Raw genomic sequence first — 14,016 nt, forward strand, 5'->3', positions numbered from 1 at the left:
CCGGACCGCTCACGCCGCCACCGGCTCCTGCGGGGTCGGCTGCGCCGCGTTCTTGACCTTCTGGGCGTACATGTCGATGTACTCCCGGCCGCTCAGGGTCATCAGCTCGTACATGATCTCGTCCGTGACCGCGCGCTCGATGAACCGGTCCCCCGCCATGCCGGCATATCGGGAGAAGTCGAGCGCCGGGCCGAACTTGATGTGCACGCGCCGGAGGTTCGGCAGCTTCTGCCCGATCGGCTGGACTTTGTCCATGTTCATCATGGCCACGGGCACCACCGGGGCTCCGGACTCGAGGGCCAGGCGGGCGACGCCGGTCTTGCCGCGGTACAGCCGCCCGTCCGGCGACCGCGTGCCCTCGGGGTAGATGCCGAAGATCCCGCCCGCGCGCAGGATGCTGAGACCGACCTCGAGCGCGGCCCGGGCCGCCTTACCGCCGGAGCGGTCGATGGGGACCTGACCGGTGCCCGCGAAGAACAGCTTCGTGAGCCAGCCCTTGATCCCCTTTCCGGTGAAATACTCCGCTTTCGCCGGGAACGTGACCCGGCGCCGGACGCTCAGCGGCATGAAGATCGAGTCGGCGAAGGAGAGATGGTTGCTGGCGATGATCACCGGTCCCGTGGCGGGGACGTGCTCGAGTCCCTCCACCTTCGGTCGGAAGACCAGCTTCAGCCAAGGTCCGAGGACGATGTACTTGAGGAGCCAGTAGAGCACGGCCGGCCTTTCGGGATCGCGCGACAATCGGTGATGACCGTCGCAAAGAGCCTACGAACCAGTACGGCACACCACAACGCACTCCCGGAACGACGGCCGGGCATGTCAGGATTTCGGTCAGCGGTTTTTTCGCGGCGCACCCGGTCGTCGCGACGGCGGCCGCGGGGAGGGGCGAGCTGTGCCAGGGGGTGGGGCGCGGCGCGGCCGGCGGGACAACGGCCTGGTGGCGCAGGAATACGCGGTGGTGGGTGACGTCGATCCGCGGGTCGGCGAGCATCTCCTGGAGATGCTGGCGGAGGGCGGGATCGCCGCCTATCTCCAGCCGGCCTCCGACCTGCATCCGCTGACCCGCACCACGACGCTGCCCGCGCGACCGACCGACCGGCTCTACGCCGATCGGGAGCACCTCGCCACGGCGCAGGACTATCTCGCCCAGCTCACGTCGGCCGTGCCCGAGCAGAAGACCCCGGCCGGGGAGACGGCGGCGCCGGTGCCGCTGGAGGGCGGCACCCCGCCCACCCAGTCCGACGAGGACGCGTTCGCGGCGATCGTGGCCGGCTTCCACACCACCGTCGACCCGACGGTCGCGGTGCCCTGGCCGGCCGCCGAGGACCTGGACTCCTCCAGCACCGCCGCGCCGGACATGGACACCGAGCCGGCCCCGCGCACGTCGCTGCGCCGGCCCTCCGACGCCGTGGACCGCTCGCTGCTGGACAGCCTCGACACCTTCGGCACCGACCTGCCGGACGACGAGGAGGAGGACGAGGGCTACACGCCGCCGCCCCCTCCCCCGCTGCCCCGGGTCGCGCCGGTCACGATCGTGGCCGTGCTCGCCCTGGCCGCCGGGCTCGTCCTGCTGTTCTGGCCCGACCTGCTGCCGCTGGGCTCGCAGACCACGCTCTTCCTGGGCTTCGCGGGCGTGCTGGCCGGCTTCGTGACCCTCGTGCTGCGGCTGCGCCCGGGCGACGACGAGGACGACGACCCGGACAACGGCGCCCGGGTCTGAGCTACCCGCCGGCTTTGCCGAGCCAGTCCGCGATCGCATCGATCGGCTCCTGCCAGCGCGCGTCGAGCATGAGGTCGTGGCCCATGCCGGGGAAGAGCAGCGGGGAGCCGCCGTAGCGCCGGGCCACCCACTGCAGGGCGGCGGCGGAGACCACGCGGTCGTCGGGGCTGCCCACGACCAGCACCGGCGGGGCGCCGACCGGGGGCTCGGGCTGGTGGCGGGTGATGAGCTGGCGCTGGGCGCCGCCGGGGACCCGCTGGAGGCGCTGGGCGTAGGCCTGGCCCGCGTTCGCCGGCAGCGCCCGGCTGAACAGCTGCTCGCGGCCGAGCGAGACCCGGCCGCCGAAGATCCCCGGCAGGGTGCCCGCCGGGTTGCGCCCGAGCAGGCCGAACGCGGTGGCGAGGCCGCCGAAGACCGGGGCGAGCAGCACGCCGGCCCGCGCCGGGTAGCGCGCCATCGCCATGGCCACCACCAGGGCGCCGGCGCCGTGGCCGACCAGGACCGCCTGGCGCGGCAGCCCGGCCGCGACCTGGGTCACGTCGTGCACGTAGTCGCGCAGGCGGGCCTGGGGCGCCGGGCCCGAGCCGCCGTGGCCGCGCAGGCTCATGGCGTACGCCGGGAAACCACGCTGCGCCGTGTGCTCCAGCCAGTGCTCGGCGAAGGCCCAGGCGCCGTGGCCGTAGCCCGGCACGAACAGCACCGGGGTCGCGGCGGGGTCGGCCGGGCCCGGAGGCTGGGCGTCGAGGACCTCGCGGCGCACCGGCACGGGCGGGTCCGCCCACTCGTCCGACCTCATGACGCGCGTGGTCATCGGACCGCCTCCAGCTCGTGGAGCGCCTTCTCGAGCTCCTTGAGGTACACGAAGTGGCTCACCTCGAACCAGTGGCGCGTCGAGTCCGTGACCTTGGCCTGGGTGTAGCGCCGATCGCCCTCGACGCGCAGACGCGCCCAGACGGCCTGCGCGCGGTCGGGTGCGGCGTCGAGGACCCGCAGCCACTGCGCGATGAGGACGGCCTGCCAGTGCGACAGCGTGAACAGCGCCGAGTCCGGCTGCAGCAGCCCGGCGACGGCGAGCGTGGGGTGGGTGCGGGAGAGCATCTGCAGGGCCAGGCGGGGCCGGCCGGCCGCGTCGCAGGAGAGCAGCTCCGGGGCCAGGAACTCGAACTTCGGCAGGTAGCCGGTGGCCATGACGACCAGGTCGGGGTCGATCGAGCGGCCGTCGGCGAGCACCACCTCGTAGCCGTCGAAGTGCTTGACGTCGGGGACGGCGAGCACGTCGCCGTGGCCGAGGTAGTACGGCAGCTGGCTGTTGACCAGCGGGTGCATCTCCAGGATGCCGTGCTCGGGCTTCGGCAGGCCGAAGCGGGTCAGGTCGCCGACGGTCATGTTGATCGTGCGGTGCAGCAGCCACTGGCGCACCCGGGCGGGCAGCCGCATCGCCAGGATCCGGTCGTTGACCTGGTCCGACGGGCGGCCGAGGGCGAACTTGGGGGCATACCAGTAGCCGCGCCGCGTCGAGTGCCAGCACTTGGCCGCCTGCTGGGCCGCCTCGACGGCGATGTCGCAGCCGGAGTTGCCGGCCCCGATCACGAGCACCTTGCGGCCGCGCAGCTGGGCGGCGTCCTTGTACTGGCTGGCGTGGATGACCTTGCCGCGGTACTCGGCGAGCCCCTCGTACTGCGGCATCTTCGGCGCCCAGTTGTGCCCGTTGGCGGCGACGACGGCGGCGTAGCGCATGGTGCGCGGCGCCCCGCCCCGGGAGCCCTTCACGGTCACGTCCCAGCGCGGGGGCCCGCCGCCGGGGTCGTCGACGGGTTCGGCCCGGGCGACCTCGGTGCCGAACCAGATGTGCTCGCGCAGGCCGAAGTGGTCGGCGTAGCGCTCGAAGTACTGCAGCATCTGCGAGTGGTGCGGGTAGTCCGGCCAGTCGTCCGGCATCGGGAAGTCGGGGAACTGCGTGAACGGCTTCGACGAGATCAGGTGCGTGCTGGCGTAGACCGGGCTGCGGTCGTGGCGCCAGTTCCAGCCCCCGCCGACGCCGGTCTCGCGCTCGTAGCAGTCCACCCCGAACCCGGCCTCGCGGAGGTTCTTGATGGCGGTGAGGCCGGTGCCACCGGCGCCGATGACGCAGACGGTGTCGCCGCGGTCGTAGACGGGCTCGCCGTCACGCCAGTGGGTCGCGTTCCCGGCGAGATCTTCGATTCGACCGTCAGCGCTCACTGCGGCATCATCCCGGATTTATGCGTCAATTTCCAGGTCGGCGATCACCGGGAAATGATCACTGGCGGCGCGGGACTGCGGCGTGTCGATCACGTCGTACTGCAGGACCGTGATCCGCGGATCGGCGAAGATCACGTCGAGGCGCTCGCGGGCCGCCGTGGCCGGGAAGGTCGGCCGCTCGTCGAGCCCGTCCGGCGTCGTGGCCGCGTCGGTGAGCCCGTCGGCGATCATGCGCCAGGCCGCCCCGCCGGAGTTCTCGTTGAGGTCGCCGGCGAACACCAGCGGCTCGGCGACCTCCGCCATCCGCGCCTTGAGCAGCTCGGCCTGGGCCGGGCGCTCGGCCGAGTCGGTCGACAGGTGCGAGCCGGCCGCGACGAACGTGGACCGGCCGACGCGGCACCGCACGAAGGCGGCGCCGCGCATGTGCCGGCCGGGCGTCAGCGGGTAGCGCACGTTCCACGCCTCCACGGCGCGCACCCGCAGGCTGGTGAGGATCAGGTTGCCCAGCGCCGGCAGCCCGCCGCCGCCGATGACGAGCTCCAGCTCGCGGCTCAGGGCCGCGCACTTCTGCCGCCAGCGGAAGCGCCGCGGCGCCTCCTGGAGGATCGCGATGTCCGGCGCGGCCTCGCGCACCACCGACGCGAGCGCGCGCCGGTCGTCCTTGAGGCCGTGCAGGTTGTACGACAGCACCCTGATCTTCGTCACCGATTCACCTACATACGTGCCAGATCCGCTGCGCCGACCACGCCGGCCAGGTTGCCCATCAGTGCCGGGCGGACGTCCGCGACCGGGAGCCGGCCGCGCTGGGCCAGCTGCTCCTCGTAGCTGGCCCGGGCCGGCTTCAGCAGCAGGTCACCGGCGTCGATCACGCCGCCGCCGACCACGATGACCTGCGGGTCCAGCGTCTGCACCAGGTCCGCGAAGGCGACCCCGAGCCAGCGCCCGACCTGCTCGAACGCGCCGATGGCCACCGGGTCGCCGAGCCGCGCGGCGGCGGTGACCGCCGGGCCCTGGATCGCGTCCGGGTCGCCGCCGGCCTCGCGCAGCAGCGCCGCGGCCGCCTCGGGGCGGGCCTTGGCGTCGGTGCGGGCGAAGCGGACCAGGGCGTTGCCGCTGGCGTACTGCTCCAGGCAGCCCCGGCGCCCGCAGCCGCACGGGTGGCCGTCCGGAACCATCGTGGTGTGCCCGATCTCGCCGGCGACGCCGTTCGCGCCGCGGATGAGCCGGCCCCCGAGCACGATCCCGCTGCCGATGCCGGTTCCCACCGTGTAGAGCACCATCGAGTCGTCGGCGTCGTGCGCGGCGCCGAAGCGGAACTCGGCCCAGGCCGCCACGTTGCCGTCGTTCTCCACGACGGTGGGCAGGCCGACCGCCTGCTGGATCTTGTCGCGCAGCGGCTCGTCGCGCCAGGCGAGGTTCGGCGCGAACTGCACGATCGAGCGGGTCGCGTCGACCCACCCGGCCGCGCCGATGCCGACCGCCTCCACCGGGTGCGCGGCCGCGAGCTCCCTGATCACCTCGATGATGCGCTCCGCGGTCTGGCCCGGGTCCTGCGCGGGCGTGTCGCGCCGCGTCTGGACGAGCACGTCGCCCGCGGTGTCGACGACACCGCCGAGCACCTTGGTTCCGCCGATGTCGACGCCGATGGTCAGACCCACTGCGGCTGGCTCCTCTCGTTGCTGCTTGGGGTCAATCCTGTTCGACGTCACTGTCGGTGGTTGACGTTTCGTGCGTGGCCTTGTGCCAGGCGTCGGTGTCGTCGTCGCCCCGCTCGGGCCGCTCGGGCTGCTCCGGCTGCTTCGGCGCCGCCGCGGGCGGGCTGAACTGCCGCAGGAACGACGCCACGCCGGCGGCCACGTCGCCGGCTGCCGTCGCCAGGCGCTCGGCGAAGTCCGGATCCGGGTCGCGGGCGGCGGCGATGGCCTTGCACAGCGGGCACACGCAGCACTCGGCGGAGCCGGTGGCGAAGCCGGCCGTGCTGTTGGCGGCCATGGACACGGCGGCGAGCGCGGCGGCGACCAGGCGCTCGGCCTCCTCGCGGGGATCCCTCATGAGCCCTCGACCCGCCGCTTGAGCTCCTTGAGCGCGGTGTCCATGATCATCTTCTCGGCCTTGCGCTTGAACATCCCGAGCATCCCGATCGCCAGCTCCACCGACAGGGAGTAGGTCACCGTGGAGGTGCCGTCCGCGTTGGCGCCGATGTCGTAGGAGCCGTTCTGCTGCTTCTGCACCTTCGACGGGGCGGTGAGGCTCCACTCGATGCGGCTCAGGTCCTCGGCGTAGGCGTACTGCAAGGTGTACTCATCGGACACCGGGCCCGAGTCGAGCACGAAGTGGACCTGGCTGGCGTAGCCGTCCTCGTACTCCTCGACCACCTCGGCCGACTTCACCGCCGTCACCCATTCCGGATAGCGGGCGAAATCGGCGATGACCGCGGCGACCCGCTCCGGGGGCGCGTCAATGACGATCGACTGAGTCGAAGTGTCGGCCATGCGTGGCAGGCTACCTCTGTCATGGCACGGGCGGGGCGTCGGCTCGCCTGCTCGCAGGCACCTCCGTGTAATTGGGGTGTGGGCGCCCTGTGCGTGGTGTTACGGGGAAAGGTAGGTTCCCGATACAGAAGTACAGCGTCGAAATGGAGCCGGACGTGCGCGAGTTCTCCGTCCCCGCCGCGGTCAGCGTCGCCGAGACGGCCACCCTGACCGACCCGGTCTGGGACAACGCCGCTGTGGCCCCCGCCACGGTGCAGTTCCAGCGCCTGGTGGACGGCGCCTGGCAGGACGTGACCTGTGCGGACTTCCTCGACCAGGTCATGGCGCTGGCCCGGGGGCTGCTGGCCGCCGGCATCGAGCCGGGCGAGCGCGTCGCGCTCATGAGCAAGACCCGCTACGAGTGGACCCTCATCGACTACGCGATCTGGACCTGCGGCGCGGTCACCGTCCCGATCTACGAGACCTCCAGCCCCGAGCAGGTGGCGTGGATCCTCGAGGACTCCGGCGCGGTCGCCTGCTTCGTGGAGACCGACGCGCACCGCGACGCCGTGGCCCAGATGCGCGAGCGCGCCACCGCGCTGGCCCACGTGTGGCAGATCGACGGCACGCCGGGCGCGGTCGAGCAGCTCGTCGGCGACGGGGCGGGCGTGGCCCGCGAGGACGTCGACCGGCGGCGCACCGCGACCAAGGCCGACGACCTGGCGACGATCATCTACACCAGCGGCACGACCGGCCGCCCCAAGGGCTGCATGATCACGCACCGCAACATGCTCTCCGACATCGTCAACGCGATCCCGGAGTTGCGCTCGCTGTTCAACGAGGGCGCCCGCACGCTGCTCTTCCTGCCCCTCGCCCACTCCTTCGCCCGGCTCATCCAGATCGGCGTGGTCCAGGCCCGGGCCACCATGGGGCACACGGCCGACACGAAGAACCTGGCCGACGCGCTGAAAAGCTTCCGGCCCACGTTCGTACTGTCCGTGCCGCGCGTGTTCGAGAAGGTCTACAACACCGCGAAGCAGCGGGCCCAGGCCGACGGCAAGGGGGCGATCTTCGACCGGGCCGAGCGGGTGGCGATCGACTACAGCGCGTCGCCGTCGCCGGGGCTGCTGCTCAAGGCCCAGCACGCGCTGTTCGACCGGCTCGTCTACGGCAAGCTGCGGGCCGCGCTCGGCGGCCAGTGCACGCGGGCCATCTCCGGCGGCGCCCCGCTCGGCGAGCGGCTCGCGCACTTCTACCGCGGCATCGGGGTGACGATCTACGAGGGCTACGGGCTCACCGAGACCTCACCCGCGACCAACGCCAACCGCGACAACGGCGTGCGGATCGGCACCGTCGGGCGGCCGCTGCCGGGCGTGACGATCCGCATCGGCGACGACGGCGAGATCCTCGTGCAGGGCGACATCGTGTTCAAGGGCTACTGGAACCAGCCCGAGGCCACCGCCGAGGTGATCGACGACGACGGCTGGTTCCACACCGGCGACCTCGGCGAGCTCGACGACGACGGGTTCCTGCGCATCACCGGGCGCAAGAAGGAGATCATCGTCACCGCCGGCGGCAAGAACGTCGCGCCGGCCGTGCTCGAGGACCGGGTCCGGGCCCACGCGCTGGTCAGCCAGTGCATGGTCGTCGGCGACCGGGAGCCGTTCATCGCCGCGCTGGTGACCATCGACCCCGACGCGCTGCCGGCCTGGAAGCGCGACAACGGCAAGCCCGAGGACGCCTCGATGGAGAGCCTGGCCGGCGACGAGCAGCTGCGCGCGGAGATCCAGAAGGCGATCGACGAGGCCAACCAGGCGGTGTCGAAGGCGGAGGCGATCAAGGTCTTCCGGATCCTGCCCCGCGACTTCACCGAGGCGACCGGGGAGCTCACTCCGTCGTTGAAGGTGAAGCGCAACGTCGTGATGCGGCAGTACGCGGGCGAGATCGCCGCCATCTACGAGCGCTGAGCACCACCCCGACCGATGCCCGACCGCAGTTGACAACCCCCGGCCGCCTGGAGGGATCGCCGTTGACGGACCTGTCCGCTACCCGCACGGCCGCGCCGGCTCGCAGCACGCCGGCCGGTGAGCGCGCCGGGACGGCCGCGACGCAGGCGCGCACGGCGATCGTCGTCGTGCGGGTGCTGCTGCTGGCCCTCGTCGCCGTGCTGCTGCTCTCCGACGACGTGCGCGGGGCCGAGCTGCTCTGGCTCGCGCTGCTGTTCGCCGCCGCGGTCGTCGCGACCGTCGCGCCCGACCCGCACGAGGTCGGCCGGCTCGGCCGGACCGCCGAGGTCCTCATCACCGCCTTCGCCGCGTCGACGCTCAACCACGACGCCGAGGCGCTGCTGCTCTACCTGCCGGTGCCGATCGTCGCGGCCGCGCTGTCCGAGGGGCGCCGCCTCGCCGGGGCCTACCTGGCCGCGGCGGCCGCGCTGCTCGTCATCGGCGGGGCGGTCGAGGGGCGGCTCGACGAGCGGGACTACCTCGCCGCGGGCGGCACCTGGCTGGTCATCGCCGGGGTCGCCGCGTTCCAGGCCACGATGCTGCAGCGGGTGCTGCTGGCCCGCCGGCCCGAGGCCACCCCGCAGCCCTACGCCGAGGCCACGCGCCTGCTGACCCAGCTGCGCAGCGTCGCCCGGCAGCTGCCCGGGGCCACGCTCGACCCGGGCGGCCTGGCCGAGCACCTGCTCGACGAGGTCCGGGCGCTGGTGCCCTCCACCCGCGGGGCCGTGCTGTCCGGCAGCGGCGGCGGGCGGCTGGTCGTGCTGGCCCAGGCCGGCGTCGAGCGGCTCGACTGGGAGACGGCGCTGGACACCGAGAGCGCCGTCGCCGACGCGTGGGCCACCCAGCAGCCGGTCGTCTCCGGGCGCTCGCAGGCCCGCTCGGTCGCCCGCGGGCAGAGCATCTCCTCGATGGCCGTGCCGCTCATCGCCGGGGTGCGCACCGTCGGGCTGATCGTGCTGGAGTCCGACTCCCCCGGCTCCTACCCGCCCGCGCTGGTCACCAAGGTCCAGTCGGTGACCGGGGCGGCGGCGCTGCGGCTCGAGGCGGCCCTGCTCTTCGACGAGGTCCGCTCGCTGGCGACGACCGAGGAGCGGCAGCGGCTCGCCCGCGAGATCCACGACGGCGTGGCGCAGGAGCTGGTCATGGTCGGCTACGGCATCGACAACGCGGTCGCCGCGCTGCCCGACGCCGAGGCGGCCGAGGAGGAGCTGCGGATCCTGCGGGCCGAGGTCACACGGGTCATCACGGAGCTGCGCCTGTCGCTGTTCGAGCTGCGCAGCGAGGTGGACCGCTACGGCGGGCTCACCGCGGCGATCTCCGACTACGCACGGACCGTCGGCGCGTCGGCCGGCCTGCGGGTGCATCTCTCGCTCGACGAGACCACCGCCCGGCTGCCGGCCGCCGTCGAGGCAGAACTGCTGCGCATTGCCCAGGAAGCCATCACCAACGCGCGCAAACACGCCGGCGCGGAGAATCTTTGGGTAACGTGCGCGGTCGATCCACCGTTCGCACAGGTAGAAATATCCGACGATGGCAGCGGCATCGGTGAGAACCGGCCGGACGGCCACTATGGTCTTGCGATCATGGCCGAGAGGGCGGAACGTATCCGGGGCCGGTTGGAGATCACGCCACGCGTGCCGAATGGGACCACAGTGGCGGTTGTGCTCGGAACCGCACCGCGTGCGCGGTAGCGTGAAGGCACCCAGAGGGAGAGAGCACCGGGAATGTCTACTACCGCGACGCCGACGACACGCACCAAAGTGCTGCTCGTCGACGACCACGATCTGATTCGCCGAGGGCTGCGGCACGCGTTCGAGCGCGACCGCCAGTTCGAGGTGGTGGGCGAGGCCGCGACCGCCGCCGAGGCGATCCGCCAGGCCGGCGCGCTGCAGCCCGACGTCGTGATCATGGACCTCCGGCTGCCCGACGGCAGCGGGCTGGAGGCCACCCGCGCCCTGCGCAAGACCAGCAACAGCATGGGCATCGTGGTGCTGACCATGTATGCCGGCGACGACCAGCTCTTCGGCGCGCTCGAGGCCGGAGCCTCCGCGTTCGTGCCCAAGACGGCCCCGGCCGACGAGGTCGTGGCCGCGGCCCGGCACGCCGCCTCGGCGCCCAGCGCGTTCACCGCGGCCGACCTGGCCGAGGCGATGAAGCGCCGGCTGGCCCCGAGCGGCCCGCAGCTGTCGCCCCGCGAGGGCCAGGTCCTGCGCCTGCTCGCGGACGGCATGAGCGTGGCCGGCATCGCCAAGCAGCTGTTCGTCTCCGAATCCACCGCGAAGACGCACATCTCGAAGCTCTACGAGAAGCTCGGCGCGGCCAACCGGGCCCAGGCGCTCATGACGGCATTGCGCCTCGGTCTGCTCGAAGCCCCCGACGCCCCCAGTTTCTGACGCGTTCCGCCCGACCCCCGCAATCGCGCTGACGGCCGGCTCCCGATACCCCCGGGCAGCCGGCCGCGCCATTCCCGGAATGCGCCGGCGGGGATAAGCCTGACGTTTCCGGCCGCGTTTTTCGGCGTCGCTTTCGATTCCGGCGCCCGGCGGCGTTTCCCCGTCACCGATATCCGCGCCGCGGCCGTCCGGCGAGGGCGATGGTTACCGCAGGGCAAGGAGCGACCGGAGGCGCGCGGCCTGCGTTTCCCAGCGCCATTCGGACTCGACCCAGGCGCGGCCGGCCGCGCCCATGCGCCTGGCCAGGTCGCGGTCCTGGAGCAGGGTGACGAGCCGGTCGGCCACCGCGTCCACGTCGCGGCCGGGGACCACGAAGCCCGTCTCGCCCTCCCGGACCGCGTTGGGGGCGCCGCCCGAGTCGCCCGCGAGGACGGGCAGGCCGGTGGCGGAGGCCTCGAGGTACACGATCCCGAGCCCTTCGACGTCGAGACCGCGGCGCCTCGTGCGGCAGGGCATCGCGAACACGTCCCCGGCCGCGTAGTGCGCGGGCAGCTCCGCCCACTCGACCGGGCCGGTGAAGACCACGTCGCCGCGCACGCCGTGCTCGCGGGCGAGGCGTTCGAGGGTCGCGCGGTACGGCCCGCCGCTCACCACCAGCAGCGCCGCGTCCGGCACCGCCCGGCGGATCCGCGGGAGGGCCCGGATGAGCACGTCCTGGCCCTTGCGCGGCACCAGCCGGGAGACGCACACGATGACCGGGCGGCCGCCCAGCCCGTGACGCTCCCGGACCACCGAGCCGTCGACCCGCGGCGAGTAGGCGTCCACGTCCACGCCCGGCGCGAGCTGCCGCAGGTCCGTCAGCCCGCCGATGGCGCGGGCGAGCCGCACCCGGAAGTACTCCCCCAGGTAGGTGACCACGTCCGTCCCCCGCGCGATGCGCCGCAGCAGGGTCCGCGCGCCCGGCAGCGCCGCCCACCCGGCCTCGTGCCCGTGCGTGATCGCCACCGCGCGCTCGATCCCGGCGCGGCGGCGCAGGCCCGCGGCGAGCAGCCCGAGCGGGGCCGCGGCGCCGAACCAGACCCGGTCGCAGCCTCGGGCGCGGGCGATCTCGGCGGCCCGCCGGGCCACGTGCGGGGTCGGCAGCAGCATGCCGGTGTGCTCCCGGACGACCTCGAACGGCTGCTCGGCGTCGAACTTCTCGGCGCCCGGGAAGGTCGAGGCGTAGACGACGACCTCGTCGCGCGGCTGGCGGACGGCGAGGTTGTGCACGAACTGCTGAATGCCGCCCGGCCGGGGCGGGAAGTCGTTGGTGATCAGCAGTGAGGTCGCCACCGGGAGACTGTACCGGCGCGCCCCGCCGGGCCCGGCCACGAGGCGCCGCGGGCCAGGAGATCGAAGCGTCGGGGGTCAGGGGGTCAGAAGGTCAGGGGGTCAGGGGTCCGGCGTCGAGCCACCTGGCCCAGGCCGGGGCGACCAGGCGGGTCAGGGCCTCGTAGCCGGCCGCGCCCGGGTGCGCCCCGTCGCCGTCGCGGACCTCGCGCATCCAGACCGGGTCGCGCACCAGGGCGGGCAGCGTGCTCACGTACGGCACCCGCAGGTCCCGGCAGGCCTCCGCGAACGTCTCGTCGAGGGCGGCGAGCGCGCGGTTGACCGGCTCGTCGCCGACCGGCGGCGGGCCGACCACGAGCCGCGGCCACGCGGCCGCGTCGGTCAGCAGGGTGCGCAGGCGGCCGGTGGACTCGGCCGCGGGCAGGCCCTGGACGGTGTCGTTGACCCCGAAGGAGAGCACGAGCCGCGCGTCGCAGCCGGCCGGCAGGCGCGGCGTGCACTCGGCGCGCCAGCGGGCCAGCACGTCGGCCGACGTGTCGCGGCGGATGCCGAGGTTGTAGGCGGTCAGCGGGGTACCGCGGCGATGGGCCAGCACGGCGAGGCGGCCCGCCCAGCCGAGGCACTGGGGATCGCCGACCCCGGCGACGAAGGAATCCCCGAGGAAGCAGACGCGCACATCCGACGACATGGGTCCATTGCATCTGAGTGGCGGTACCCAGCGCGAAATGGGTACCCCGACTCAGGCCCGCACCCCGGCCCGACCGGCAGATTCTTCGCATGCCGTACACGCTCGCTGACGGGGGCGCCGCGACCGCGCGGCGACGGGACGTGGTGTACCGGCGGGTCACACGCGCGCTGGCGGTCGCGCTCGTGCCCGTCGCCTGGCTCGTGACACCGCACCGGTGCGCGAGGACCGCCCGGGAGCGGGCACCGCTCGCCGCGCGCGAACGGGCGCTCGCCCCCGCACGGGACCGGGCCGAGCTCGGCTCCCGCGCGGGGACGCTCGGACCCGCGCGAGACCGGGCCGACCTCGCCTCCCGCCCGGGGACGCTCGGACCCGCGCGGGACCGGGACGACCTCGGCTCCGGCCCGAGGACGCTCGGACCCGCGCGAGACCGGGCCGACCTCGCCTCGCGCGCGGGAGCGCTCGGGCCCGCGCGAGACCGGGCCGACCTCGCCTCGCGCGCGGGAGCGCTCGGGCCCGCGCGGCACCGGGCCTGCCAGTGGGCGCTCGCGGCGCGGTTCCCGGCCGAGAACCTGGCCGGGTTGACGGGGGCGACGCGGGCCGCGTTCGAGGCGGCGCGCGCTGAGGCCCTGTGGCGCCACGGCGAGCTGATCGGCCTCACGTCGGGCTACCGCGACCCGGTGGAGCAGGCCCGGCTCTTCGCCGCGGCGGTCGCCCGCGACGGGTCGGTCGCGGCGGCCTGGCGCCGGGTGCTGCCGCCGCACGCGTCGCGGCACGTCGCCGGGACCGCGCTGGACGTGCGGCCGACCGAGGGCGCCCGGTGGCTCGAGCGCCACGGCGACCGGCACGGGCTCTACCGGACGTACGACAACGAGTGGTGGCACTTCGAGTACCGGCCGGACGGGCGTCCCGTGCGCCTGCCGCACCCCGGCGTCCCCGAGCCGCACCTACGCCACGCTACGGCGCCCGACCCGCACCGCCCGGAGCCGCACCCGCACCACACCACCGCGCCCGATCCACGCCGCCCGGAGCCGCACCCGCACCACACCACGGCGCCCGATCCACACCGCCCCGAACCGCACCCGCACCACACCCCCGCGCCCGACCCGCACCGCCCCGAGCCGCACCGCCCCTGCGGGCGCCTCGATTCACGCGCGTGCATGAGCGCGGCGATTCGGCGATGATCGCTGCG

General features: G+C 73.8%; 14 protein-coding genes. 5 read left to right on the forward strand and 9 right to left on the reverse strand.

Annotation, left to right across the window (positions count from 1 at the left end):
- Positions 1–9: 9 nt before the first annotated feature.
- Positions 10–714, reverse strand: a complete 705-nt coding sequence (locus tag ACQP2P_RS38050) for a lysophospholipid acyltransferase family protein (protein WP_433609349.1) — start codon at positions 712–714, stop codon at positions 10–12.
- Between the two features lie 178 nt (positions 715–892).
- Between ACQP2P_RS38050 and ACQP2P_RS38055 the strand changes: the two genes are divergently transcribed.
- Positions 893–1,720, forward strand: coding sequence for a DUF308 domain-containing protein (locus tag ACQP2P_RS38055; RefSeq protein WP_433609351.1), 828 nt, complete (start codon positions 893–895; stop codon positions 1,718–1,720).
- Position 1,721: 1 nt separating this feature from the next.
- On the opposite strand, the gene ACQP2P_RS38060 is transcribed toward ACQP2P_RS38055, so the two are convergent.
- The 6 genes from ACQP2P_RS38060 to ACQP2P_RS38085 are packed head-to-tail and all read right to left on the reverse strand — an operon-like array spanning position 1,722 to position 6,432.
- Positions 1,722–2,531: an alpha/beta hydrolase gene (locus ACQP2P_RS38060; protein WP_433609353.1), complete on the reverse strand. Its 810-nt coding sequence runs from the start codon at positions 2,529–2,531 to the stop codon at positions 1,722–1,724.
- On the reverse strand, positions 2,528–3,940 hold the full coding sequence (locus ACQP2P_RS38065) for a flavin-containing monooxygenase (protein ID WP_433609355.1): 1,413 nt from the start codon (positions 3,938–3,940) through the stop codon (positions 2,528–2,530). The genes ACQP2P_RS38060 and ACQP2P_RS38065 overlap by 4 nt, the downstream gene beginning before the upstream one ends.
- Positions 3,941–3,958: 18 nt before the next feature.
- Positions 3,959–4,645: an endonuclease/exonuclease/phosphatase family protein gene (locus ACQP2P_RS38070; protein ID WP_433609357.1), complete on the reverse strand. Its 687-nt coding sequence runs from the start codon at positions 4,643–4,645 to the stop codon at positions 3,959–3,961.
- A gap of 8 nt (positions 4,646–4,653) precedes the next feature.
- Entirely contained in the window at positions 4,654–5,598 is a 945-nt protein-coding gene (locus tag ACQP2P_RS38075; RefSeq protein ID WP_433609359.1) for an ROK family glucokinase, read from the reverse strand.
- Between the two features lie 31 nt (positions 5,599–5,629).
- Positions 5,630–5,992, reverse strand: coding sequence for a hypothetical protein (locus ACQP2P_RS38080; protein ID WP_433609361.1), 363 nt, complete (start codon positions 5,990–5,992; stop codon positions 5,630–5,632).
- Entirely contained in the window at positions 5,989–6,432 is a 444-nt protein-coding gene (locus tag ACQP2P_RS38085; RefSeq protein ID WP_433609363.1) for an SRPBCC family protein, read from the reverse strand. Before ACQP2P_RS38085 ends, ACQP2P_RS38080 begins: the two co-directional genes overlap by 4 nt.
- Before the next feature lie 155 nt (positions 6,433–6,587).
- Between ACQP2P_RS38085 and ACQP2P_RS38090 the strand changes: the two genes are divergently transcribed.
- The 3 genes from ACQP2P_RS38090 (at position 6,588) to ACQP2P_RS38100 (ending at position 10,810) form a co-directional block, all read left to right on the forward strand.
- Positions 6,588–8,378, forward strand: coding sequence for an AMP-dependent synthetase/ligase (locus ACQP2P_RS38090; RefSeq protein WP_433619428.1), 1,791 nt, complete (start codon positions 6,588–6,590; stop codon positions 8,376–8,378).
- Between the two features lie 167 nt (positions 8,379–8,545).
- Positions 8,546–10,108: a sensor histidine kinase gene (locus ACQP2P_RS38095; protein ID WP_433619430.1), complete on the forward strand. Its 1,563-nt coding sequence runs from the start codon at positions 8,546–8,548 to the stop codon at positions 10,106–10,108.
- 33 nt (positions 10,109–10,141) lie between these two features.
- Positions 10,142–10,810, forward strand: coding sequence for a response regulator transcription factor (locus ACQP2P_RS38100; protein WP_344610478.1), 669 nt, complete (start codon positions 10,142–10,144; stop codon positions 10,808–10,810).
- Positions 10,811–11,014: 204 nt separating this feature from the next.
- On the opposite strand, the gene ACQP2P_RS38105 is transcribed toward ACQP2P_RS38100, so the two are convergent.
- A complete protein-coding gene (locus tag ACQP2P_RS38105; protein ID WP_433609366.1) occupies positions 11,015–12,142 on the reverse strand; it encodes a glycosyltransferase family 4 protein in 1,128 nt (375 codons plus the stop codon).
- Between the two features lie 91 nt (positions 12,143–12,233).
- On the reverse strand, positions 12,234–12,827 hold the full coding sequence (locus tag ACQP2P_RS38110; protein ID WP_433609368.1) for a GDSL-type esterase/lipase family protein: 594 nt from the start codon (positions 12,825–12,827) through the stop codon (positions 12,234–12,236).
- Between the two features lie 89 nt (positions 12,828–12,916).
- Here ACQP2P_RS38110 and ACQP2P_RS38115 point away from each other — a divergent pair, with 89 nt between their 5' ends.
- Positions 12,917–14,008, forward strand: coding sequence for a D-alanyl-D-alanine carboxypeptidase family protein (locus tag ACQP2P_RS38115; RefSeq protein WP_433609370.1), 1,092 nt, complete (start codon positions 12,917–12,919; stop codon positions 14,006–14,008).
- Positions 14,009–14,016: the final 8 nt, after the last annotated feature.

Origin of the sequence: Dactylosporangium sp. CA-139114 (genome assembly GCF_050955725.1) — a bacterium.
Taxonomy (GTDB): Bacteria; Actinomycetota; Actinomycetes; order Mycobacteriales; family Micromonosporaceae; genus Dactylosporangium.